The sequence below is a fragment of the Achromobacter sp. 10T422 genome, assembly GCF_056394065.1.
Genome location: NZ_JBFTHD010000001.1, coordinates 790,863 through 815,366, shown reverse-complemented (window position 1 = coordinate 815,366; position 24,504 = coordinate 790,863). Strand labels below are relative to the sequence as shown.

The 24,504-nt window shown below is 64.4% G+C and carries 19 protein-coding genes; 11 read left to right on the top strand and 8 right to left on the bottom strand.

The window, feature by feature from the left end; all coding sequences use genetic code 11:
- Positions 1–15: 15 nt before the first annotated feature.
- Positions 16–654, bottom strand: a complete 639-nt coding sequence (locus tag AC1DB0_RS03460) for a DedA family protein (protein WP_054425024.1) — start codon at positions 652–654, stop codon at positions 16–18.
- 107 nt (positions 655–761) lie between these two features.
- Between AC1DB0_RS03460 and AC1DB0_RS03455 the strand changes: the two genes are divergently transcribed.
- The 6 genes from AC1DB0_RS03455 to AC1DB0_RS03430 all read left to right on the top strand — a co-directional run bounded on the left by AC1DB0_RS03455 (position 762) and on the right by AC1DB0_RS03430 (position 6,274).
- Positions 762–1,802 carry a metal-dependent hydrolase gene (locus tag AC1DB0_RS03455; protein ID WP_476756578.1) on the top strand — a complete coding sequence of 347 codons (1,041 nt, stop codon included), beginning with the start codon at positions 762–764 and terminating at the stop codon, positions 1,800–1,802.
- 167 nt (positions 1,803–1,969) lie between these two features.
- Complete coding sequence (locus AC1DB0_RS03450) at positions 1,970–2,737, top strand: IclR family transcriptional regulator (RefSeq protein ID WP_476756579.1); 768 nt, start codon at positions 1,970–1,972, stop codon at positions 2,735–2,737.
- 112 nt (positions 2,738–2,849) lie between these two features.
- Positions 2,850–3,554: a dipeptidase PepE gene (pepE, locus tag AC1DB0_RS03445; protein ID WP_346550455.1), complete on the top strand. Its 705-nt coding sequence runs from the start codon at positions 2,850–2,852 to the stop codon at positions 3,552–3,554.
- Positions 3,551–4,480 carry a DUF1177 domain-containing protein gene (locus AC1DB0_RS03440; RefSeq protein WP_476756580.1) on the top strand — a complete coding sequence of 310 codons (930 nt, stop codon included), beginning with the start codon at positions 3,551–3,553 and terminating at the stop codon, positions 4,478–4,480. Before pepE ends, AC1DB0_RS03440 begins: the two co-directional genes overlap by 4 nt.
- Positions 4,477–5,166: an AroM family protein gene (locus AC1DB0_RS03435; RefSeq protein ID WP_476756581.1), complete on the top strand. Its 690-nt coding sequence runs from the start codon at positions 4,477–4,479 to the stop codon at positions 5,164–5,166. The genes AC1DB0_RS03440 and AC1DB0_RS03435 overlap by 4 nt, the downstream gene beginning before the upstream one ends.
- A gap of 115 nt (positions 5,167–5,281) precedes the next feature.
- On the top strand, positions 5,282–6,274 hold the full coding sequence (locus AC1DB0_RS03430) for a Bug family tripartite tricarboxylate transporter substrate binding protein (protein ID WP_476756582.1): 993 nt from the start codon (positions 5,282–5,284) through the stop codon (positions 6,272–6,274).
- Between the two features lie 143 nt (positions 6,275–6,417).
- Here the strand turns inward: AC1DB0_RS03430 and coaBC are convergent, their stop codons facing one another.
- The 4 genes from coaBC to AC1DB0_RS03410 form a co-directional block, all read right to left on the bottom strand.
- Positions 6,418–7,614, bottom strand: coding sequence for a bifunctional phosphopantothenoylcysteine decarboxylase/phosphopantothenate--cysteine ligase CoaBC (coaBC, locus tag AC1DB0_RS03425; protein WP_054425040.1), 1,197 nt, complete (start codon positions 7,612–7,614; stop codon positions 6,418–6,420).
- Positions 7,615–7,826: 212 nt separating this feature from the next.
- A complete protein-coding gene (gene lspA, locus AC1DB0_RS03420; protein ID WP_054425042.1) occupies positions 7,827–8,360 on the bottom strand; it encodes a signal peptidase II in 534 nt (177 codons plus the stop codon).
- Positions 8,361–8,362: 2 nt separating this feature from the next.
- The gene (gene ileS, locus AC1DB0_RS03415) at positions 8,363–11,224 is read right to left on the bottom strand and encodes an isoleucine--tRNA ligase (RefSeq protein WP_175169352.1); all 2,862 of its coding nucleotides are present in this window, start codon (positions 11,222–11,224) and stop codon (positions 8,363–8,365) included.
- Positions 11,214–12,179, bottom strand: coding sequence for a bifunctional riboflavin kinase/FAD synthetase (locus tag AC1DB0_RS03410; protein ID WP_054425045.1), 966 nt, complete (start codon positions 12,177–12,179; stop codon positions 11,214–11,216). The genes ileS and AC1DB0_RS03410 overlap by 11 nt, the downstream gene beginning before the upstream one ends.
- 168 nt (positions 12,180–12,347) lie before the next feature.
- On the opposite strand from AC1DB0_RS03410, the gene purN reads away from it, so the two are divergent.
- Both purN and AC1DB0_RS03400 read left to right on the top strand, forming a co-directional pair.
- Positions 12,348–13,013: a phosphoribosylglycinamide formyltransferase gene (purN, locus tag AC1DB0_RS03405; protein WP_054425047.1), complete on the top strand. Its 666-nt coding sequence runs from the start codon at positions 12,348–12,350 to the stop codon at positions 13,011–13,013.
- Positions 13,014–14,433: 1,420 nt separating this feature from the next.
- Positions 14,434–15,900 (top strand): RsmB/NOP family class I SAM-dependent RNA methyltransferase, encoded by a 1,467-nt coding sequence (locus AC1DB0_RS03400; protein WP_346550902.1) that lies wholly within the window; start codon positions 14,434–14,436, stop codon positions 15,898–15,900.
- A 24-nt stretch (positions 15,901–15,924) separates the two neighbouring features.
- Here the strand turns inward: AC1DB0_RS03400 and AC1DB0_RS03395 are convergent, their stop codons facing one another.
- Positions 15,925–16,245: a hypothetical protein gene (locus AC1DB0_RS03395; RefSeq protein ID WP_342065905.1), complete on the bottom strand. Its 321-nt coding sequence runs from the start codon at positions 16,243–16,245 to the stop codon at positions 15,925–15,927.
- Positions 16,246–16,680: 435 nt separating this feature from the next.
- Between AC1DB0_RS03395 and AC1DB0_RS03390 the strand changes: the two genes are divergently transcribed.
- Genes AC1DB0_RS03390 through AC1DB0_RS03380 form a run of 3 tightly spaced genes read left to right on the top strand, consistent with a single transcriptional unit; the run spans position 16,681 to position 20,488 of the window.
- Entirely contained in the window at positions 16,681–17,889 is a 1,209-nt protein-coding gene (locus tag AC1DB0_RS03390; protein WP_054425049.1) for a DesA family fatty acid desaturase, read from the top strand.
- On the top strand, positions 17,886–20,180 hold the full coding sequence (locus AC1DB0_RS03385) for a UvrD-helicase domain-containing protein (protein ID WP_054425050.1): 2,295 nt from the start codon (positions 17,886–17,888) through the stop codon (positions 20,178–20,180). Before AC1DB0_RS03390 ends, AC1DB0_RS03385 begins: the two co-directional genes overlap by 4 nt.
- A 2-nt stretch (positions 20,181–20,182) precedes the next feature.
- Positions 20,183–20,488: a chorismate mutase gene (locus AC1DB0_RS03380; protein WP_054425052.1), complete on the top strand. Its 306-nt coding sequence runs from the start codon at positions 20,183–20,185 to the stop codon at positions 20,486–20,488.
- A gap of 65 nt (positions 20,489–20,553) precedes the next feature.
- On the opposite strand, the gene AC1DB0_RS03375 is transcribed toward AC1DB0_RS03380, so the two are convergent.
- Together AC1DB0_RS03375 and AC1DB0_RS03370 are read right to left on the bottom strand one after the other, a co-directional pair.
- A complete protein-coding gene (locus tag AC1DB0_RS03375; protein WP_476756583.1) occupies positions 20,554–21,678 on the bottom strand; it encodes a cytochrome-c peroxidase in 1,125 nt (374 codons plus the stop codon).
- A 137-nt stretch (positions 21,679–21,815) separates the two neighbouring features.
- Complete coding sequence (locus AC1DB0_RS03370) at positions 21,816–24,449, bottom strand: TonB-dependent receptor plug domain-containing protein (RefSeq protein ID WP_476758599.1); 2,634 nt, start codon at positions 24,447–24,449, stop codon at positions 21,816–21,818.
- Positions 24,450–24,504: the final 55 nt, after the last annotated feature.

Here is a 24,504-nt window from a genome sequence, read left to right as displayed (position 1 = left end):
GAATTTCTCTCTGGTTCAATTGCCGCGCCGGACGCGCGCCGGCTGACGGCGCTTGCGCATCATGGCGAGCAGAAGTCCGCATCCTAGCAGCACTGAGAGGCCTGCGCCGATCATCATGGCGATCTGCTGCGCGTTTTCGGCGGTGCCCAGACTGCGCGCGGTGATATAGCCCGGGGCCAGCATCAGCGGCATCCACAGCAGGGCCGACAGCACATTGGCCAGCTGGAAGCGGCTTTGCGCCATGCCCATGACGCCCGCAACCGTGGGAATGGTGGACCGGATAGGCCCCAGAAAGCGGCCAATCAGTACCGAGGCGAACCCATAGCGGTAGAAGAACAGCCGGGCGCGCGCCACGCCGGTGCGCTGTTGCTTGAGCGGCCAGCGGCGCAAGACGCCGGGGCCGGCCCAACGGCCCAGCCAGTAAGACAGCGCGTCGCCGACGATGGCGCCTGCTATGCCCCATATGATGACGCCCCAGGGGTCGAGCGTACCGGCGCCAATCAGGCCGCCCGTTAGCAGCATCAAGGCGGTGGCGGGAATGAACAGGCCCAGCAGCACCATGGATTCGCCCAGGGTCAGCAGGAAGGTGATCGGGCCGGCCCAGATCTGGTTGGCCTCGATGAAGAGGCCGATCTTGTCGATATATTGGTCCATGAAGGCGGAGTCTGAAAATTAGCTGAATGCAATCGGGTATCTTAACGCCTGCTTTAATGGCCAAGTGTTATCTAGGCTTTCTGATTGATGCGTACGACTGGGGAACTATGGATTCGGTAACACAAGCGGTGCTGGGTGCGGGGATACAAGGGGCAATGCTGGGGCGCTTTCAGGGGCGCCGGGCGCTGATCTACGGGGCGGCCCTGGCAACGGTGCCCGACCTGGACGTGCTGATGCGCTATCCCGACCCCGTGTCGCTGATGACCTATCACCGGGGCTTTTCGCATTCCATCTTCGTGCTGACCGGGCTGGCCTTGCTGCTGACCTGGCTGATACGTAAATATTGGCCGCAAGCGCCCTACGGCGGGCGAAGGTTGTTCTTGACCTTATGGCTGGTGCTGGTGACCCACCCGGTGCTGGACGCGTTCACCGTCTATGGCACGCAGCTGTTCTGGCCGCTGGCGGCCATTCCCGAAAGCTGGTCGGCCATCTTCATCATCGATCCAATCTATACCGTGCCCTTATTGCTGGGCGTGGTCTATGCCATAGCCGTGGGCATGACGAGCCGCGCGCGCCGGTTCCTGGCGGGGGCGTTGATCTTCAGCACGGCCTATCTGGGCTTCGGGCTGGCCAGCCGTATCGTCACCGAAGACCGCGTGCGCGACGCCATGCAGCAGCAGGGCATCGCCGTGACCGAGCTGCGCGCGGTGTCGATGCCGTTCAACACGCTGGTGTGGCGCGTCATCGCCAAGACCGCGGATGGTAATTACTACGAATCCGTCAGCAGCCTGTTCGACCGCGGGCAGCCGGAATGGCTGCGCCAGCCGCTGAATCTGGATCTGGGCCAAGCATTGGAAAACGTGCCGCTGCACGCGCGCCTGCGCTGGTTCACGGACAACTGGCTGCGGTATGACGCCATTGGCGATGCGCTCGTTGTGACGGATCTGCGCATGGGCATGGCGGGGCATTACACGTTCCGCTTCAAGATGGCCGAGCGCGGGCCGGATGGCAGCTGGACGCCCGTTACGCCATCGAGCTGGCCTAGCGAACGCGGCGGCTGGGGCGAACTGAAGCTGGTGCTGGCGCGCATTCTGCACGCGCAGCCGCCGCTGCCGCTGGCGGAGTGGTCGGAATTGTCGACCCGCTAGGCCCGCTGCCTCTGCTACACCCGCCAGACTTGGCACTCGTGCCATGACGAGCCCCCGATAACACGGGGGCTTTTCCTTGTTGGGTCGCGCCTAATTGACCGCATTCCACGCCTTGCATTATTCTTGTTCGATATTAAGGAACTTAAGTTCCGTTTTATGGAACATTCATGAGCATTCTAGATGGAGTCCAACGCGTGCTGTCGCTGTACGCGGAAGGCGCGACGGAGCTGAGCTTTACCGACGTCGCCGCGCGGCTGGCCATGCCCAAGAGCACGGCCTCTCGCTTGCTGAACCAGATGCAGCATTACGGCATGCTGGACCAGGACGCCGCCACGCGCCGCTATCGCGCAGGGGCCTTGCTGGCGCAGGCCGTGCGTGCCGGCATGGCCGCAACGCCGCTGGATGAAGCCTGCCGCGCGGTGTTGACTCGCCTATCCGACGACAGCGGCTTGACCGCGTATTTGTCCACCTTGAACCAACGTGAAACCGTGGTGCTGCAACGCCTGAATGGCTCGCATCCGGTGCAGGTGTTGTCACCGCCTGGCTCGCGCCGCAATGCGTCCGGCACGGCGATGGGCCGGGCGCTGTTGTCGCGCCTGAGCGATGCTGAATTTCAAGCGCTGTACGGTGCCGACCCGGCCCAGCGCCTGCCGATGGAAGGCCGTGATTGCCCGGCCACCGTCGGCGACCTGGCCCGCCTGGTCGAGCAGACGCGCGCAGACCATTGCGGCGTGGCGATTGACCAGGCCATGCCCGGCATCGGCGCCGTGGCGGCCGCGGTGCGTGACCCGGCCACCGGCGAATTGCGCGGTCTGTGTCTGTCGTTTGTGTCGTTCCAGGCCGATGCGGCGCGCGTGGCGCGCTTGCGCGATTCGGTGCTGCAACAGGTGGCGGCGTTGGGCCGCGAACTGCACGACCCTTATTGGCTGGCTTGAACCCTTTGGCTTGAACCCATTGGCCTAAACCCTCTGGGTGGCTTGAATCCTTTCTCTTGTTGACGCGCCCACGCGGGCGCTCCCCCGAACATCCCCTGACGGAACCTCTCCCATGAACCTCTTGCTACTTAGCAATTCCAGCAGCGACGCCGGTTATCTGGTCCACGCAATGCCGGACATCCGCGAACTGATCGAATCCTTGCCGCAAGGCGCGCCGGCCGTGTTCGTGCCGTTCGCCGGCGTCACGCGGGATTGGGACGACTACACCGCGCTGGTGGTATCGGCCTTGGCGGACACAGGGCTTGCCATTCAGGGCCTGCACCGTGCCGAAGACCCGGTGGCCGCGCTGGAAAACGCCGCTGTCATCATCGTGGGCGGCGGCAACACGTTCAATCTGTTGGGCCAGTTGCGCCGTCAAGGCTTGCTGGACGTGGTGACGCGCCGCGTGCGCGCGGGCGCCGCTTATCTGGGCTGGAGCGCTGGCTCCAATCTGACGTGCCCCACCATCTGCACCACCAACGACATGCCCATTACCGACCCGGGCGGCTTCGACGGTCTGGGCCTGATCCCGTTCCAGATCAACCCGCACTACACCAACGCGCACCCGCCCGGCCATCGCGGCGAAACGCGCGCCCAGCGTCTGGCTGAGTTCTGCACGCTGAATCCCGCGATGCCGGTTCTGGGCCTGCCGGAAGGCTCGGCGCTGCGCGTGCGCGGCGGCAAGGTTGCGCTGGTCGGCCCGCATGATGCGCCGCTGTTCCTGGGCCACACCGAACCGCGCGTGTTCCGACCCGGCCCGCTGGAGATCCCGGCATGAAGCATGTGATCGACACCATCGAGCTCTTGTCGTCCGCCCACATCACGGGTGACGCGGTCGCGCAGGTGCTGCGCGAGGCCGGCGAGTGCGAGGTGGAAGTGACCCGCCTGGAACGCGATGGCGCAGCCACGGATTTTCTATCCATCGTCATTCCCGGCCTGGACGCATCGGCGCCGCAGCTGGGCATTGTTGGCCGCCTGGGCGGCATCGGCGCGCGTCCCGCCGTGACGGGCCTGGTGTCCGATAGCGACGGGGCGGTGGTGGCGATTGCCGCGGCGCTCAAGCTGATGGCCATGGCGCGTCAGGGCGACGTGTTGCCTGGCGCCGTGCGTATCCGCACGCACATCTGCCCGCGCGCCGGCACGCGTCCGCACCACCCCGTGCCGATGATGCGTTCGCCGTTTCCCATGCGCGAAATGATGTCGCACGAAGTCGACCCGCGCATGGACGCGATTCTGTCGGTGGACACCACGCGCGGCAACCGTCTGGTGAACAAGCGCGGCGTGGCGCTGACGCCGGTGGCCAAGCAGGGCTATCTGCTGCGCATTCCCGAAACGATGCTGGATGTGATGGGCTGGGTCAGCGGCGAACTGCCGGTGACCTTGCCGCTGACGACGCAGGACATCACGCCGTATGAAAACGGGCTGTGGCACGTGAACTCGCTGATGCAGCCGGCCATCGTGACCGATGCGCCCGTGGTGGGCGTGGCGCTGACCGCGCAGACTGCCGTGCCGGGCTGCGCCACGGGTGTGACCAACGCCGTGGATGCGGACGTCGCCATGCGCTTCTGCATCGAGATCGCCAAGATGTTTGGCCAGCGCACGATGGCGTTTTTCGATGACGCGGAATGGCGTGCGCTGCAAGGCCGTTATGGCTCGATGGCGCATCTGCAAACCGTGGGCCGCGAAGATGGCGGTGCGGCATGAACGCGCTGCAATCGCGCCGCGTGGCCTTCTTCACCATTGGCCAATCTCCGCGCAGTGATGTCGTGCCGGAAATGGCGCGGCTGTTGGGCGACTCGGTGCGCATTGATGAGTTCGGCGCGCTGGATGGCCTGGACGCCGCGGCGCTTGCCGCAATGGCGCCGCGCGATGGCGAGTACCGCTTCGCCACCCGCATGCGTGACGGCGCGCAGATCGAACTGGACGCCGCCCGCGCGGAAGCGCGGCTGGCCGACGTGATGCGCCAAGCGGATGACGCGGGCTACGACGTGCTGGTGCCACTGTGCACCGGTACGGCCATCGCGCCGATGCGCACGCTGGTTATCGAGCCGCAGCAGGTGGTTGACCATCTGGTGGCCGGATTGTCCGCGCACTGCCGCAAGGTGGGGCTGGTGGTGCCGCTGGCCGAACAGCTCGATTTCTTTCACATGGCCGTGCCGCTGGCTTGCGCGACCGAAGTTGTGCACGCATCGCCCTACGAGGCCGACGCCGACCAAGCCGCGCGCAACTTCGCGCAAGCGGGGCAGGCGCTGGCGTCCTGCGATGTGATCGTCATGCATTGCATGGGTTACGCCGAGCGCATGCGCGACGCCGTTGCCCAGGCCTCGGGCCGCCCGGTGCTGCTGTCCAACCGCCTGGTGGCGCAGGCGTTATCGCAAATTCTGGAATAAAGCCGCCTAGGCAAACCGATGCGTCGTTGCAGCGGTGACACGCCGCGACGACGCCGGTAGAGCGGCAAGGGGAGACGAAGCCGTCTTCGTCAATTTATTGTTTGGAGTGTTCTTCATGTTCAGCCTTACCCTGCATCGCGCCGTGGGCGCTCTGTTTGCCGTCACGGCCCTGACGGCCGCCTCTTCGGCGCTCGCTGCCGACGCGTGGAAGCCCACCAAGCCGGTTCGTCTGCTGGTCGGCTTCGCGCCGGGCGGTTCGGCCGATACGCTGGCGCGCCTGTTGGCCGAGCCGCTGTCCAAGCGCCTGGGCCAATCGGTCGTCGTTGAAAACCTGGCGGGCGCGGGGGGCAACATCATGGCCTTCCGCCTGTCGCAGTCTCCCGCTGACGGCTACACCATCGGCATCGCCGCCGCCGGTTCCATGGCCATTACGCATGTCCTGAACCCGAAGGGCACGAACTACAAGCCCTCGGACTTCACGCCGATCACGCTGGCGGCCGTGCAGCCCAATGTGGTCATCGTGAACAAGGACGTGCCGGCCAATAACCTGGCCGAACTCAAAACGTATTTCCAGAACACGCCAACCGCCACGTATGGCACCGCAGGCGTGGGCATTTCCAATCACCTGATCGCCGAGACCATGCTGTACAAGATGGGCGTGAAGGTGCCGCACGCGGCCTACCGTGGCGCGGCCCCGGTCATCACCGACCTGTTGGGCGGCCATATTGCGATGACGATGGACAACATCTCTACCGCCGCGCCGCTGGCCTCGCAAGGCAAGGTCAAGGCGATCGCCGTGGCCTCGATCAAGCGCGCGCCTCAATTGCCCAACGTGCCGACGCTGGACGAGCAGGGTCTGAAGGGGTTTGACATGCCGACGTGGCAGGGCGTGTTTGCGCCGGCGGGCTTGCCAGCGGATGTGCAGGCGGCTTACTACGCGGCGCTGCAAGACGTGCTGAAGGAGCCGTCTGTCATTGAGAAAATGGCAGAGCTGGGCTCGGAGCCAGTCACGGACATGACGCCGGAGAAGACCGCCGCGTTCCTGGAAAATGACCGCAAGCAATGGGCGGACATCGTGAAGGCTGCGAACATCAGCCTGGAGCAGTAAAAGCAAAAGGGCCCCGACAAGGGGCCCTTTTTTTGCCAGTGGTAATCGGCTGGCGGTATTGGCCTGGATGCTGCGTCAGGCGGGAAGTGGCATCAGGCAGGAAGTGCTATCAAGCGGGAAATGCTAGCAAGCGGGAAATGCTATCAAGCGGGATACCGCGCTGCGATTTCCGCGATCAGACGGCGTGCGGCATCGAGCTTGTCGCCCGCCGGCAGCGGGTGCGCGCCTTGCTCGTCGAACAGCACCAGTTCGGTGGTGTCGGCATCCATGACCTTGTGCGCCAAATTGCCCACCAGCAGCGGAATGCCCTTGCGCTGGCGCTTGGCTTCGGCGTGTTCGGCCAGCTTCTCGGTTTCCGCAGCAAAGCCCACGCACCACGGGCCGTTTTCCAACTTGGCCACTTCGGCCAGGATGTCCGGATTCGGTTCGAATTCCATCAGCGGTGCGCCGCCGCCTTCGCTGGTTTTCTTCAGCTTTTGCGTGCTGACGTTCTTCACGCGCCAATCCGCCACGGCGGCTACGGCGATGAAGATGTCGGCGTCGGTGGCGCTGGCCATCACGGCGTCATGCATCTGACGCGCTGTGGTGACGGATAGGGAGGTCACGCCGCGCGGCACGGGCAGGAACGTGGCGCCGGTAATCAAGGTGACGCGGGCGCCGGCTTCGCGCGCGGCGCGGGCCAGGGCATAGCCCGTCTTGCCCGACGAGCGGTTGCTGAGCACGCGCACCGGGTCCACGGGTTCGGACGTGGGGCCGGCGGTCAGCAGCACATGGCGGCCGGCCAGCAGCTTGGGCTGGAAGAAGGCGATCAGGTCGGTCAGCAGTTCATGCGCTTCCAGCATGCGGCCGTCGCCCGTTTCGCCGCAAGCCTGTTCGCCAGCCGAAGGACCCAACACGCTGATGCCGTCCGCGCGCAGTTGTTCAACATTGCGCTGCGTGGCCGGGTTGGCCCACATTTCGCGGTTCATGGCAGGCGCCACCAGAAGCGGACAGGCGCGCGCCAGGCACAGCGTGGACAGCAAGTCGTCGGCCATGCCATGCGCCAGCTTGGCCATGAAGTCGGCGCTGGCGGGTGCGATCAGCACGGCGTCCGCGCCACGCGTCAGGTCGATGTGCGCCATGTTGTTGGGCACGCGTGCGTCCCAGGCATCCACGAACACGGGCCGGCCGGACAGCGCCTGCATGGTCACCGGCGTAATGAAGTGCGTGGCCGCCTCGGTCATCACCACGTCGACGGTGGCGCCTTGTTCGGTCATGCGCCGCACCAGCTCGGCGATTTTGTAGCAGGCGATGCCCCCGGTCAGACCGAGGACGATGCGTTTGCGGGCGAGATCGAGCATGAGGGCGTGGCGGCGGGTTCAGCGCCGTGAAAACGAGGAATGGAGGGTGATTTTATTCTGCATTGCGGCATTGCGCCGTTCGCCATGCATTCAGGGGGTATCAAATAGGACAAAACCCTGTGTGAAGCAGGGCGGCCGGGGCATTGCGCCCCGGTTCGCCGTCCGGCTCGCCGTTGGACTCGATCCAGGTTTTGAATCCTGGCTGGCGTCGGTCAGGCCTGCGGCTTCTTGCGAGCGCGCAGCAGTTCGTCCAGCACCAACAGCACGGCGCCGCAGCTGATGCCCACGTCCGCCAGGTTGAAGGCGGGGAAGTAGGAGTCGTTCCAGTAGAACAGCAGAAAGTCCACCACGTGGCCATACACCACACGGTCGATAACGTTGCCGATGGCGCCGCCCAGGATCAGCGTCAGCGCCAGGCTGAAGCGCGGCTGGCCGTGCGTGCGGCGCAAGATGATCGTGATGACGATGGCGGCCGCGATGCCCAGCCCGGTGAAGAGCCAGCGCTGCCAGCCTTCTTCGGACGCCAGGAAGCTGAACGCAGCCCCCCGGTTGTACATCAGCGTGAAGTCAAACACCGGCAGCACGTTGACCCGTTCGCCGTACTGGAACGAGGTGTTGAAATACACCTTCGTCACCTGGTCCAGCACGATGATCAGCAAGGCCAGCGCCAGCCAGCCGCCCACGCGCGCAGGGGTTGCGCGGGCGGGCGCCGTGCCCGTCACTCCCGAATCGGAGGGGCGGGCCATGTTCAAGCCTTGTCGCGGGCTTCGCCCGTGCCGAACAGGTTGGACACGCAACGGCCGCAGATCTCGGGGTGATCCGCGTCTTGGCCAACGTCCAGGCGCCAGTGCCAGCAGCGTTCGCACTTCTTGTGCGCCGACGGCGTGACCTCAATGCGGGTCTCGCCTTCGCCGGCATGCACGGTGGCGCGCGACACGATCAGCACGAAGCGCAGGTCGTCGCCCAGGCTGGCCAGCAGTTGCTGGTCGTCGCCATTGGCGTAGAGATCAACCTCGGCTTGCAGCGACGAACCGATGTCGCCTGCCGTGCGCACTTCTTCCAGCTTGCGCTGGACGTCGGCGCGAATGGCGCGCAGGCGCGTCCACTTGGCCGACAGCGCATCGGCGTCGGCAAACGGCGGCAGCGTGTGATAGACCTCGGTGAAGATCGTCGTGCGGGCGGCGTCGGCCTGAGCTTTAAGCGCGGAGCCGACCAGTTCCTTCCAGGCTTCTTCGGCCGTGAAGGACAGGATCGGGGCCATCAGCTTAAGCAGCGTCTGCGTGATGTCCAGCAGCGCCGTCTGCGCCGAACGGCGCGCCACGCTGCCGGGGGCCGACGTGTACAGGCGGTCTTTCAGGATGTCCAGGTAGAACGCGCCCAGGTCTTCCGAGCAGAACGTCTGCAAACGCGAGACGGCCGGGTGGAAGTCATAGCGTTCGTAGTTGGCCTGCACTTCGGACTGCATCTGCGCCGTCATAGCGAGCGCGTAGCGGTCGATTTCGAAGAGCTCGCCGTACGGCACGGCTTGCGACACGGCGTCGAAGTCAGCCACGTTGGCCAGCAGGAAGCGCAGCGTGTTGCGTATGCGGCGGTAGCCTTCGACCACGCGCTTCAAGATTTCGTCCGAAATCGACAGCTCGCCCGAGTAATCGGTGGAGGCGACCCACAGGCGCAGGATTTCCGCGCCCAGCGAGTCCGACACCTTTTGCGGGGCGATCACGTTGCCCACCGACTTGCTCATCTTGCGGCCTTGGCCGTCAACAACGAAGCCGTGCGTCAGCAGCGCCTTGTAGGGCGGCTGGCCGTACAGCATGCAGCCGGTCAGCAACGACGAATGGAACCAGCCGCGATGCTGGTCGGACCCTTCCAGGTACAGATCGGCAGGCCAGCCGAGTTCAGCGCCGTGGGAACCGGCGAACTCGCCGTCCTTGCCGCCCAACACCGTGGCGTGCGTGCTGCCGGAATCGAACCACACGTCGAGCGTGTCGCGGTTCTTTTCGTACTGGTCGGCCTCATCGCCAAGCAGGTCGCGCGGTTCAATGGCTTGCCAGGCTTCGATGCCGTCTTTCTCCACGCGCTGCGCCACTTGTTCCAGCAGTTCAGCCGTACGCGGATGCAGCTCGCCGGTTTCCTTGTGCACGAAGAAAGCCATCGGCACGCCCCACTGACGCTGGCGCGACAGGGTCCAGTCCGGACGGTTGGCGATCATGGCGTGCAGGCGGGCGCGGCCCCAGGCCGGGTAGAAGGCCGTGGCGTCGATGCCGGCCAGTGCCGATTCGCGCAGGGTCGGGCCGCCATCCTTGGGGGCTACGTCCATGCCGGCGAACCATTGGCTGGTGGCGCGGTAGATGATCGGCGTCTTGTGGCGCCAGCAGTGCATGTAGCTGTGTTTGTGCTTTTCAACGTGCATCAGGGCGCCGGCTTCGGTCAGCGCTTCGACGATCTTGGGGTTGGCGTCCCAGATGGACAGGCCGCCAAACAGCGCCAGGCTGTCCACGTACTTGCCATCGCCCATGACGGGGCTGATGAAGTCGGTGTCTTTCATGCCGTGCGCCTTGCACGACACAAAGTCTTCAATACCGTAGGCCGGAGCCGAATGCACAACGCCCGTGCCCGAGTCGGCCGTGACGTAGTCGCCCAGGTAGATGGGCGCGCGGCGGTCATAGGCGGGGTTGAACTGCGCCAGCGGGTGGCGGAATTCAATTTCCGACAGGGCGGCGCCAGGCGCCGTGGCGATGACTTCTCCTTCCAGGTTCCACGACTTCAGGCACGCTTCGACGCGGTCTTTCGCAACCAGCAGCAAGGGGCCGAACTTGGGCGCCGGCGATACACGCACCAGCGCATATTCGATTTCCGGATGCACGTTCAGCGCCTGGTTGGACGGGATGGTCCAGGGCGTGGTCGTCCAGATGACGATGGCGCCATCGTCTACCGAATCCAGCCCGAAGGCGGCCGCCAGCTTGGCGGGTTCGGCAAACGGGAAGGCGACGTCAACGGCCGGGTCAACGCGGTCGGCGTATTCGACTTCGGCTTCGGCCAACGCCGAACCGCAGTCAAAACACCAGTTCACGGGCTTCAAGCCGCGGAACACATAGCCCTTGTCCAGGATGCGGCCCAGCGCGCGGATCTCGTCGGCTTCATTGCTGAAGTTCATGGTCATGTACGGGCGATCCCACTCGCCCAGCACGCCCAGACGCTTGAAATCCTTGCGCTGGCGGTCGATCTGCTCAAGCGCGTAGGCGCGAGCCTTCGACTGCACTTCCGCCACGGGCAGGTGCTTGCCGTATTTCTTTTCGATCTGGATTTCGATCGGCATGCCGTGACAGTCCCAGCCCGGCACGTAATGCGCGTCATAGCCGGCCATGTTGCGGCTCTTGACGATGATGTCCTTCAGGATCTTGTTGACCGCGTGGCCGATGTGAATGTCGCCGTTCGCATAGGGCGGGCCGTCGTGCAAGACGAAACGCGGCCGGCCGCGGCTGGCCGCACGGATCGCTTGGTAGACGTGGTTTTCCTCCCACTGCGAAATCCAGGCGGGCTCGCGCTTGGCAAGGTCGCCCCGCATGGGGAAGGGGGTATCGGGCAGGTTGAGGGTCTTTTTATAGTCCATGAACGGCAAAATAGGCGCGCGCGTTTCGCGCGTCTTCGGCGATGGCGGCAGTCAGGGAAGGGAGGTCAGGAAATTTTTCTTCGTCCCGCAGCTTGTGCAGGAATTCGACGCGTACGAGTTTACCGTAAGCGTTGAGGGTGTCGTTGAGCAGGTGTGACTCTAACAGCACGCGGCCACGGTCTTCGACCGTCGGGCGCACACCCAGGCTGGCCACGGCGGGCAGGGGCTGGTCAGCCAGCCCATATACCTGCACCACGTAAATGCCCGAGCGCGCGGCGCAGCGTTCGGCCACGCGCAGGTTCATGGTGGGATATCCCAGCGTGCGGCCCAGCTTCTGGCCATGGATCACATGGCCGCTGATATGAAAGGGGTGGCCGAGCAAATGGCGGGCGCGGTCCAGGTCGCCAACGGCAAGGGCCGTGCGCACTTCAGAACTGGAAATGCGGTGGCCTTGCTGGTCGGTGACGTCGGCAAGCGTTTGCACTTCGAACCCATGCCGCATGCCGGCTTCGCGCAGCAGATCAATGTCGCCGCTGCGTTTGTGGCCAAAACGGAAGTCTTCGCCCACCAGCAGCCATTTGGTCTGCAAGCCTTGCACCAGCAGGTTTTCGATGAAGGCGTTGGCCGACATTTCCGCCAGCCGGGCGTTGAAGCGTTCGACGACGACTTGGGATACGCCATAGCGCGCCAGCGCCGCCAGCTTGTCGCGCAGCCCGGAAACCCGGGTGGGCGCCAGTTCAGGGCGTTGGTTCAGCGTGGCGAAATACTCACGCGGATGGGGTTCGAACGTCATGACGGACGGCACCAGGCCACGTTCGCGGGCGACTTGGCAGACGCGCGCCAGCATGGCCTGATGTCCGCGATGGACGCCGTCGAAATTGCCGATCGTCAGCGCGCAAGGAGCGCGCCGGTCGGGCGGGGGCAGGGATCGGTAGATACGCAGCGATGGTTTCACGAGCGAGAGTTTACAATTTTGGATTCCGGGTTTGTTCTAATCCCCCCAACCATTTGTGCGCCGACGGGTTTTCCGGGGTGCGGAATGGTGGCGGACAAGCCCTTTGCGCCAAGCAAAGCGCGTCCCTGGCGGGGCGCCTCGGGGGCTAAATATTTGGATTCTTCTATCTTGCCGGAAACACAACTTTCTAAGCGCCGACTCGTCATCCTGATTTCGGGGCGGGGCAGCAACATGCAGGCGTTGGTCGAGGCCTGCCGCGATGAGGGCTGGCCTGCCGACGTGGCCGCCGTCATCGCAAGCCGCCCGGATGCGGGCGGCCTGGAATGGGCCGCCGCCCAGGGCATTCCCACGGCCGCCCTGTATCACAAGGACTACGCCAGCCGCGAAGCCTTTGACGCCGCGCTGGCTGCCGAAATCGACCGCTACGCGCCGGATTACGTCATCCTGGCGGGCTTCATGCGCGTGCTGACACCGGGCTTCGTCAACCACTACGCGGGCCGGCTGGTCAATATCCATCCGTCGCTGCTGCCGGCATTTCCGGGGCTGCATACGCATGCCCAGGCGCTGGCGACTGGCGTGCGCGTGCATGGCTGTACCGTGCATTTCGTGACGCCGGTGTTGGACCACGGCCCCATCATTGCGCAGGGCTGCGTGCCGGTTCTGGCGGGCGACACGCCGGAACTGCTGGCCAATCGCGTCCTGGCAGTGGAACATCAGGCTTTTCCGGCCGCAGTGCGCTGGCTGGCCGAAGGCCGGGTTACCCTCACAAACGACCACCGGGTGGACGTGCAGGGTGACCCCGCACGCCTGTTCACCTGGTCGCCGGCCGCTTGAGCGGCCCTGAATCGCTTTTACCGGGCGGAACCCTTCCGCCCCACTGGAACACACCATGAATAAACCCCAATCTCCGCGTTCTCGTCCGGCAGGCTCCCCGAGGGCAGCCTCCGAAGGGCGCGACGGTCGGTCCTTTTTCTCGCGTCCCAAGGGCGAGGCCCGCGAAGCCCCGCCGCGCGAGCGCAACGAGCGTGTGCGCGAAGAGCGCCCCAGCCGCGACAGCGGCCGTCCGGGCCCGCGTCCCTCGTTTGACGCCCCGCGTGGTGAAGGCCGCAGCGAACGCGGCTCCTTCGGCGGCGACCGCCGTGAAGGCCAGGGCCGTCCGGCTCCCCGCCCGTCCTACGATGCGCCGCGAGGCGATAACCGCGGCGGCCCGCGTGGCGACAGCCGTGGCGGTGAACGCGGTTCTTATGGTTCGGAACGCGGTTCCGAGCGCCGCGAAGGCCAAGGCGGCCGTCCGGATTCGCGTCCGTCGTATGGCAACGACCCGCGCGGCGACAGCCGTGGCGGTGAGCGGGCTTCCTACGGTTCCGAGCGCCGCGAAGGCCAAGGCGGCCGCCCGGATTCGCGTCCGTCGTACGGGAACGGCCCGCGCGGCGACAGCCGTGGTGGTGAGCGTGCTTCCTACGGTTCCGAGCGCCGCGAAGGCCAAGGCGGCCGTCCGGATTCACGTCCGTCGTATGGCAATGGCCCGCGCGGCGATAGCCGTGGCGGTGAGCGTGCCTCCTACGGTTCCGATCGCCGCGAAGGCCAAGGCGGCCGTCCGGATTCGCGTCCGTCGTACGGCAACGGCCCGCGCGGCGATAGCCGTGGCGGTGAGCGTGCTTCCTACGGTTCTGAGCGCCGTGAAGGCCAAGGCGGCCGTCCGGATTCACGTCCGTCGTACGGCACCGGCCCGCGCGGCGACAGCCGTGGCGGTGAACGGGCTTCCTACGGTTCCGAGCGCCGCGAAGGCCAAGGCGGCCGTCCGGATTCGCGTCCGTCGTACGGCAACGGCCCGCGCGGCGACAGCCGTGGCGGTGAACGTGCTTCCTACGGTTCCGATCGCCGCGAAGGCCAAGGCGGCCGTCCGGATTCGCGTCCGTCGTATGGCAACGGCCCGCGCGGCGACAGCCGTGGCGGTGAGCGTGGTTCGTACGGCTCCGAGCGCCGCGAAGGCCAAGGCCGTCCGTCCTTTGACGGCCCCCGCGGTGAAGAACGTGGTGAACGCGGCCAATACGCCGGCCCGCGTGGTGACGATCGTGGCGAACGCGGCCAGTACGCCGGCCCGCGCGGTGAAGATCGTGGTGAGCGCGGCCAGTACGCCGGCTCGCGTGGCGGCGATTCGTCGCACGGCCATCGCGATCAGACGCCGCAAAAACCCCAGTTCAATCGTCCGCGCCAGTCTTACGCCGCTATCCGCATCGATCAGGTGCAGCGCGTGCTGGGCGAAATCCTTCAATGGACGTACCCGGCTGACTCCGCGTTGTCGCATTGGCTGCGCCACCATCCGAACCTGGGCGCGCGCGATCGTTCCGAAGTCGCCGAAGCCGTTTACGACGTATTGCGCCATCTTCGCCGTTACCGCCAATTCGGCGAAAGCGGCGTGGGTCCCGCATCCCGCCGCCTGGCCATCCTGGGCCTGAACGCGACGCTGGGCGCCGAGGCGCTGGAAGAGGGCATGGATGCCGCGGAAGCCGAATGGCTCAAGCGCGTGTCGCAGATCGATCTGGCCACCTTGCCCCGCGCCGTGCGCGGCAGCATCCCGGATTGGCTGGACGAGCGCCTGGCGCTGATGGACAGCCCGGAAACCCTGGTCGAAGCCTTGAACCGCCAGGCCAGCCTGGACTTGCGCGTCAACCCGCTGAAGGCCGAGCGCGATGCCATGTTGACCGAATTGCAGCAAAGCGCGGGCCGTTATGAACCCGTCGCCATGCCGTTTTCGCCCTGGGGCATCCGCATGGAAGGCCGTCCGGCGATCAACCGCTGGCCGCAATTCGAAAACGGCAGCATCGAAGTGCAGGACGAAGGCAGCCAATTGCTGGCCCTGCTGGTCGCCCCGCGCCGTGGCGAAATGATCATTGATTTCTGCGCTGGCGCGGGCGGCAAGACGCTGCTGTTGGGCGCGCTGATGCGCTCAACCGGCCGCCTGTACGCGTTTGACGTGTCGGCCGCCCGCCTGGCGCGCGCCAAGCCGCGCTTTGCCCGCAGCGGCTTGTCGAACGTCGTGCCGGTGGTGATCGATAGCGAAAACGATGCCCGCGTGAAGCGCCTGGCCGGCAAGGCCCAGCGCGTGCTGGTCGACGCGCCGTGCAGCGGTATCGGTACCCTGCGCCGCAACCCCGACCTGAAGTGGCGCCAGCACCCCGAGGCGCTGGCCGAACTGGGCCAGCTGCAGGAACGCATCCTGAATAGCGCCGCGCGTTGCGTGGCCCCGGGCGGTCGCCTGGTGTATGCCACGTGCAGCCTGCTGGCCGAAGAAAACGAAGTGCAAGCCGAGCGTTTCCTGGCCAGTCATCCGGATTTTGAACGCGTCGACGCGGCTGAAATCCTGGCTGCGCGTTGCGAAACACTGAAGCTGGAAGGCCCTTACGTCCAACTGCGTCCCGACGTGCATGGCACCGACGGCTTCTTCGCCGCCGTGTTCGAGCGCAAAAAGAAGGGCGCTGCGGCCGATACGGCTGAAGCGGCAGTGGCGGCTGATGCCGATGCGGGTGTCGATGCTGATGTTGATGTTGATGTTGACGTCAAAGCGGATGCCGAGGCTGAAATGCCGGCCGAAGTCATCGCTGACGAGGCAGAAGCCAAACCCGTGGCAGAGCCGGTGGCTCAAGCCGAAGCTGAGGCCGCTTCGGTGGGCGAATCGGCCGAGGAAGCGAAGCCGGCCGAGGAAGTGAAGCCAGCCTAAGTGCCCGTGCGGCGTCGCGCTGGCTCAGGGAGCCGGCTTGACGCCGACCGTGGTGCTGTAGCGGCGGGTGCCCAACGCCTTGGTCTGGTATTTCACTTCCCAGCCCAAGGTGTCGGTGCCCGGCTGATCCGCCTGGTACACCACTTGCGACACCGCCACTGCCTTATAGGCGCAGCGTCCAGACGCGGCGGATTGACCGCGCGTTTGCACGATGCTGGCCTTGCCAAGCTGGGGTTGCTGAGTGATCAGCACCCGCGGCGCTCGCAGCGCCAGGCAATCCGACCCCCGGATCTCGTAGTAAGAAGCCAGCACGACCACATCGCCCGACTTCATCGTCTGGGCCACAGTGGGCGCGGATAGCCCTATTCCAAGCAAGGCTATGGCGGAAAACAAACGGGGTCGGAACATTTTGGGTGACATCAGTGGGACAAAAGAGACAGTTTGGTCTGCGGTAAGGGCGGAAAGTGTGCGCCACGCGTGTGGCGTTCTCAAGACGAAATTCCTTTGCTGACAGGAACTTTAGTAGCGAAATGTAGCCAAAACCTGGTGCCATTGCGAATACCCCCCACTTTCATGGGTTAGCCGGCCCAAGTGCCGGATGTCCGCAAGGCCCGGCCTCGCGATTTGCCTGAACGGATCGCGAGAGTGGCTTTTTGTGCGCTCAAACTGGGGCTTAGTCCTTGATTTCGCTCAAAAACTATTTTGAAACTCCCTTGTCATAAGCAGACAAAGGTAAGCTAAACTTCAGGCACTTCATCTAGCGAGGCTCATAACAGCTTTATGGATTACATCCTCTCCTTCATTGCCGGCGGTCTGACCCAAGCCACTTGGTGGCAGGTCGTCGTATTCACCTTGGTCGTGACGCACATCACGATTGTTGCGGTCACCGTCTTCCTCCATCGCAGCCAAGCGCACCGCGGTCTGGATTTGCATCCGGCTGTCATGCACTTCTTCCGTTTCTGGCTCTGGATGACGACCGGCATGGTCACCAAGGAATGGGTCGCCATTCACCGCAAGCACCACGCCAAGTGCGAAAAGGAAGGCGATCCTCACTCGCCCATGCTGTTCGGTATCTGGAAGGTGCTGTTCCGCGGCGCGGAACTGTATCGCGAAGAATCGAACAACAAGGAAACTATGGCCAAGTTCGGCCACGGTACGCCTGACGACTGGCTCGAACGCAACGTCTACAGCAAGCACAGCTTGTGGGGCGTGCTGTCCATGCTCGCCATCGACGTTGCCCTGTTCGGCGCAGTCGGTGTCACGGTGTGGGCGGTTCAGATGGCCTGGATTCCCTTCTGGGCGGCTGGCGTCGTGAACGGTATCGGCCACTACTGGGGCTACCGCAACTACAACAGCCCGGACACCAGCACCAACGTGTTCCCGTGGGGCATCGTGATTGGCGGCGAAGAGCTGCACAACAACCACCACGCCCACGGCACGTCGGCCAAGTTCTCGGCCAAGTGGTATGAGTTCGACATCGGCTGGTGCTACATCAACATCCTGAAGTTCTTTGGCCTGGCCAAGATCAAGAAGGTTGCGCCGAAGCTGAAGCTGGACGACACCCGCACCGGCATCGACCTGCGCACGCTGCAAGGCGTGATCACCCACCGCTACGAAGTCATGGCCCGCTACGCGGACGTGATCAAGAGCGCGGCTCGTGAAGAATTGAGCAAGCTGAAGGCCTCGCGCCAGGAAGGCAACGCGGATTGCGACTACACCAAGCTGCATCAAGTGCGCCGCGCCATCCACCGCAACGAGGACATCCTCCAGCCGGAACAGTTGGCTGCCGTGGATAGCGCCATTGCCCAGAACAAGTCGCTGTCGACCCTGGTGCAGATGCGCCGCGAACTCGGCCGCATCTGGGAAAGCTCCAGCGCCAGCAGCGAACAGCTTCTTCATGACCTGCAGGCCTGGTGCCAGCGCGCCCAGCAAAGCGGCATCGCCGGGCTCGAGCAATTTGCTCAACATCTGCGCCGCTACGCGGCATGATGCTAGAGAAGCTCAACCCTGAACAACGCGCCGCAGTAACGTTAGAACCGCAGCACGCCCTGGTCTTGGCCGGGGCGGGCAGCGGGAAGACCCGGGTACTTACCACCCGCATGGCCTGGCTGATTCAAACCGGCCAGGCTTCGCCTTTTGGGCTTCTCGCGGTCACGTTCACCAACAAGGCCGCCCGCGAAATGCTGGCGCGCATGTCGGCGATTCTTCCGATCGATACGCGCGGCCTGTGGATCGGCACGTTCCACGGCCTGTGCAATCGCATGCTGCGTGCGCACCATCGCGATGCCGGTCTGCCGCAAAGCTTCCAGATCCTGGACGTTACCGATCAGCTTGCCGCCATCAAACGCCTGATGAAGGCCAATGGCGTCGACGACGAAAAGTACCCGCCCCGCGATGTACAGCGTTTCATCAACGGCGCCAAGGAAGAGGGCCTTCGTCCGCAAGACGTCGAGGCCTATGACGCCCATCGCCGCCGCCTGATCGAGATCTATCAGCTCTACGAAGCCCAATGCCAACGCGAAGGCGTGGTGGATTTCGCCGAGCTGTTGTTGCGCGCCTACGAACTGCTGTCGCGCAATGCGCCCGTGCGCGAACATTACCAGCGCCGTTTCCGCCACATCCTGGTAGACGAGTTCCAGGACACCAACACGCTGCAATACAAGTGGCTGCGTCTGTTGGCCGGTGGCGGCGCGGCCATCTTCGCCGTGGGCGACGATGACCAGTCCATCTACGCCTTCCGTGGCGCGAACGTCGGCAACATGTCCGACTTCGAGCGCGACTACGCGCACGGCACCGTGATCCGTCTGGAACAGAACTACCGTTCCTTTGGCCACATCCTGGATTCCGCCAACGCGCTCATCGGCCACAACAGCGGCCGCCTAGGCAAGAACTTGTGGACGGACCAGGGTGAAGGCGAACCGGTGCGCGTCATCGAACAGCCGTCTGATGGCATGGAAGCCCAGTGGATCGTGGACGAAATTCGTTCGCTGATTCACGAAGGCAGCTTGCGCCGCGAGATCGCCGTGCTTTACCGCAGCAACGCGCAGTCGCGCGTGCTCGAACACGCCATTTTCTCGGCCGGCATTCCGTACAAGGTTTATGGCGGCCTACGCTTTTTTGAACGCCAGGAAATCAAGCACGCGCTGGCGTATCTGCGTCTGATGGCCAACCCCAACGACGATACGTCGTGGATGCGGGTCGTCAATTTCCCGACGCGCGGCATTGGCGCGCGTACGCTGGAGCAACTGGCCGACGCGGCCCGTGCGCATGACACCAGCCTGTACGCAGCGGTGGCGTTGGTGGGCGGCAAGGGCGGGTCCAACCTGGCCCAGTTCGCGCAACTGATCCATCGCCTGATCGACGAAACGCGCGACTTGCCGCTGCCGGAAATGGTTGAGCACATGCTCGAAGCCAGCGGTCTGAATGCCCATTACAAGGCTGAACGCGAAGGCGCCGAGCGGCTGGAAAACTTGAACGAACTGATCACGGCCGCCGCCGTGTTTGCGTCCGAAGAGAATTACGACGGTATGCCGGCCGGTGTGGTGCCTGAACAAGCCACCTCGTCGACCTTGATGCCGGGCGTGGTCGATGCGCCCATCGTGGCGTCTGACGGCCTGACGCCGCTGGCAGGGTTCCTGTCCCACGCGGCGTTGGAGGCGGGCGACAACCAGGCCCAGCAAGGCCAGGACGCCGTCCAGCTCATGACGGTACACGCCGCCAAGGGTCTGGAGTTCGACGCCGTCTTCATTACCGGCCTGGAAGAGGGGCTGTTCCCGCACGAGAACAGCATTCTTGAGCAGTCCGGGCTGGAAGAAGAACGCCGCCTGATGTATGTGGCGATTACGCGCGCACGTCAACGCCTGTACATCAGCCTGGCCCAAAGCCGGATGCTGCATGGCCAGACGCGCTACGCCATGCGATCGCGCTTTTTGGATGAGATTCCCGAAGAGCATCTGAAGTGGCTGTCGCCCAAGGCCGGCCTGGCGCCGGTCAGCAGCACGGGCGCAGGGTGGGGCGGCGGCAACCGTGGCGACGCCTTTGGCCGCAAGGCCACCAACACCATTGCGCCGCGTCAACCTCGTGGCATTGCGAGCGGTGTCACGGTGGGCGACAAGCAGTATCGTGTGGGTCAGGGCGTGCATCACGCGCGGTTTGGCGATGGCACGATTATTGGCTTGAGCGGCGCCGGTCAGGACGCCCAGGCAGAAATCCAGTTCCGCGATGTGGGCGCCAAGACCTTGGCGCTGGGTATCGCGAAGCTTGATATTGTTCAGGGTTAAACATGGCTAACAATGAGTCCCCGAAAGCCGAGCTGGCGTCACTGCGCGCTGAGGTCGACGAAATCGACCAGCAGATCATGCTGCTGCTGGGCGTGCGGTTCCGCTGCACGGACATGATCGGCGAATTGAAGACCAACCACGGCATGGATCTGGTGGACCCCGTCAGGGAGTCCCAGCAGGTCGAGCGCATCCGCCGCTTGGCCGAAGAGGCGGGGGTGCCGCCTGCCTTGGCCGAAACCATCCTGCGTGAAGTGATCGACACCGTGGTCGATCATCACACCCGCCTGCGCGAGCGCCCGTACTCGTAACGGCAGGCCAGCGGCGTTTTCGGACTGGCTTCGAGCCAACTCCGGGACGCCGCTTTCCCCTTTCTCTACAAGACGTTCAAGAACGCCAACAAGGCGTCGATGTCATCCGCGCTTAGCGCCAGCGGCCGGATGTGCTCGGACTTGCGCGGCGCGTAAACGTCAGGCGGCGCGGCTTGCGCCGCGTCCCGTCCCATGCCGGCGTTGTACATGCGCAGCAGACCCTTCAAATCCGTGAACAGGCCGTTGTGCATCCACGGCCCGGCTTGCGAGACATTGCGAAGGCTGGGGGTGCGGAATGTGCCAAGATCGGCAAGATCGCGCGTCACCTCAAACCGCCCCAGGTCCTGATTGCGCCGGCCGTAGAACGACAGCCCGATGTTATGGAATTGATGGTCCGTCAGCAGCGGGCCATTGTGGCAGTTCATGCATCTGGCTTGGGTACGGAACAGATGCAGGCCCAACAATTCGCGGTCGTCCAGGACGTTGTGATGGCCATTCAGAAACGCATCGAAGCGCGTGGCCTGCGGGCGGATCGTCGCGACGAACGCCGCCAGCGCACGGGCGAGCCGATCAGTGTCGACCGCAGCCGTATCGACCGCCACGCCATCAACCGCCGCACCATCAACCGCCACACCATCAACCGCCTCGTCCTTCCTCACATCACCCGGCCCGAATTCACCCGGCCCGAATGCCTTGAGAAACTGCGCGGGATACGGCGGCAAATTCCGAAGACGAGCGATCGCGTCCGTCAGATCGTGGTTCATCTCTCGGCTGTCCTGCACGGGTCCCAGCACCTGTGCTTTCAGCGATTCCGCGCGTCCATCCCAGAACAGGCGCGGTGCAAAGGGCGCAGCGTTCAGCGGCGTTGAACGCCGCCGCCCCATCAGGCGGTCTTCACCAACGGCAAGCGGACGCCCATCCGTGAAGGCGCGTTGCGGTTGATGACAGGACGCGCATGACACCTGCCCCTTGCGCGACAGGTGCGCGTCGAAGAACAACATTTGCCCCAAGGCCACGACGTCGGGCTTCTGAATGTCTTCTGCCAGCTGCGTTCGGCCGGCATTGGCCGCCAGCCATGTCGATGGTGGCGCGCTGGGCGGCGGCACGGTGGTCCATTCGGTCCACGCGATGCCGGCATCAATGTCCGGCGCAGGCCAGTGGCTGGCCGGGCCGGCATATTGCGTGCGCAAGCAGGCAATGTTCCATGGCCCGCCATCGAAGCAAGCGCCGGACGAGTCCGCTGGCTCCGCCCGTACAGCCAGCCCCCCACCCATGGCGACAACAAACGCCGCGCCCAAGAGACCACGTCGAATAGGAGTGCGGCGCATCAGAAGCGGTAACTCGCTTGGACCCAGATCTCGCGGCCGACCTGATAGGTGMTTCGGTTAGTCGACAGATTCGGGTTCGTGGCGGTAATAGCAGGCGTCTTGTTCAAGACGTTCAGAACATCCACCGTGAAGGCAACGTTGCGCGCAAACGTGGGTTCCCAAATCAGCCGCGTGTCCCACGTCCAGTACGAGGCCAGACGGGCGCTGCGGTAGCTTTGCAGCGATTCCGGGCGCGGGCCATAGCCCACATATACCGACGACATGCGCGAGCTGCGCCACTGGATGCTGTTATCCCAGGTCAGGCCGGCCTTGGGCCAGATGCCCGTCAGGCTTACCGACGCTTTCTGGGGTTGGTAGAACGACGTCGGCGGGCGGTCGATGGCGCGCATGCGTTCGCCGTCATAAAGAATGTACTCGTCCGGGTCACGCGCGCCGCCCTCATAGCCTTCGACCAGATCTGCGTTGACCTTGCGCTTCTGATAGCTCCAGTCGGCGCGCGCCGTCCAGCGCGTGTCCATCAGCCGCCACGGTTCCAGCGTGCGCAGCGTGAGGCTGATGGTGTCGGTGGTGGACTTGCCATCATTCAGATAGCGATAGCCCTGTACGCTGTCGCCCGACTTGCTCACCTGGTCGCGGCCGTTGCGGTGCACGTAGGCGGCAACGCCTTCCATGCTGCCCATGCGCTGCCTGACCGACAGCGCCCACTCGTCGTCATACGGCGTGCGCAGACCCTCGTACGACACGTAGTACGGCTTGGAGCCGTCGGCCACCGGGTTGCCATAGCGATCCAACACTTGGCGCCGCAGCGTGTTGATGCGTTCTTCCAGCGCAATGTTCAGCACGTCGGACCCGTAGTAGCGGGCCCAGCCGCCGCTGACCACCGTATTGCCGTCGCCGAACGCGTCCCAGTCCAACCGTGTGCGTGGCGACACATTGGTGTTGTTCAGGAACGTTTCACGGTCGGCGCGCAGGGCGCCGGTGAAGGCGACGCGGCCCAACTCTACGCGGTCTGACAGGTAGACGGACGCCGTGTTGTACTTCGTCGCAACCGTGCCCTGAATGTTGTGCACCTTGCTTGCCTGACGTTCGGTGCCGTTGGGCAGGTGCGTGGCAATGTACGAATACGAATCGCTGAAGCGCTCGAAATTCACCGCAACGCGCTGCACGTCTATGCCCGCATAGGGCGTATGGGTGAAGGGGCCGGTGCGCATCGGGTCCAGGTCAATCCGGCCTTTCAATGTCCAGGTGTCCTGTTCCTTCTGTTCTTTGCCGTAGCCCCCCGTGGTGAATAGGGGAATGGACGGGAATTTGTGCGTGACAAGCTCGGTGGCGTCGGATGACCGGTTGCTAAGCGCATTGTCCCAACCCGCCTGCACGGATGCGCGGCCGCCCTGGAAAGCGTGGTCCAGGTTCCAGCCGATGCCGCGCGCTGCGTGCGTGTTGTCCCATTGCGTGTTCCGGAACGTGTCGCTCGCCAGCGTTTCGCGGCGGTCGCTGTACTTCAGGGTCAGGTCGGAAATGGTATTGGCCGTGGCGCGCACCGTGAACTTGCCCAGGAAGTTGTCGATGCGGTCGGTGTAGTTATCTTCGCCTTGCGTGGGCTGGTCGGCATCTACCCCCATGTTCCACCGCCGGATGCTCGATTCGCGCCGCGACATGCTCAGTACCGCGCCGGTTTTGTCATTGATGGCGATGTCGCCAATGGCGGTATAGAAGCGCTTCTTCCATTCCGGCGAAAAGCCCGGCTTGCCCTGGCCCCATCCATTCTCATCGCCTTCGGCAATCTTCTGCTGGGTCATTTTCGACGTGTTCCAGCGATAGTCCAATTGCAGATGGTTTTCACCCGTTGGCCGGCGCAGGCGGGCATCCACCACGCCGCCGGTGAAGCGGCCATATTCCACGGGCACAAAGCTGTCCATCACGCGCACTTCGCCCAGCAGGTTCGTGTCCACGAAGTACGACTGCGAATTGCTGGGGATGTTGCCGATCTGCAAGTTCAGGTTTTTGCTGGCGGGATCAACGCGGTTGGTCGCATCCATGCCGTCGATCTGGAACAGGTTCTGATACGGGCTGGAACCGTGGAAGGAGATGTCTTCTACATTCATCGAGCCACGGTTTGTTGAGCCATTGGCCGTTGCGTTCGTTCGCACGGCGGGGTGGGTGGCCACCAGCGATGTCAGGTCCTGGTTGGCGGTCGGCGTGGTGGCGATCTCTTCCTGCGTGTAGACGCGTTCGTCGCTGTGCTCGCCATAGACCTTCACCGCGTCCAGCCGCAGCGCCGAAAACTGGTTGGTCTTGTCGACGTAGATGATGTAGCGGCCCGGGCCATCACTGCGCAGGGCGAGACCCGAGCCGCGCAGCAACTGGTCCAGCGCGTCCAGTGGCGACAAGGTGCCATGCAATGCGGGCGCCAATTTGCCTGCAACGGCCGCCGGCACGAACGACACTTCCAGGTTGGCCTGCTGCCCCAGCGCAAGCAGGGCGGAACCCAGCGCCTGAGCGGGAATGTCGAACGTGACAGGCGTGGCGCGCGTTTGGGCCAGCGCCGGGTTCGCCAGTGTCAGCACCAGGCTCAAGGTGGCCAGGGCGGCTGCGCCAGCGGGCAGGCGGCGGAGGGAAGGGCGGGAAGACATGCGTAAGTCCTAAACAGTAATGTCAGCCGTAGGACGTCGGCACTGCCCAAACCCC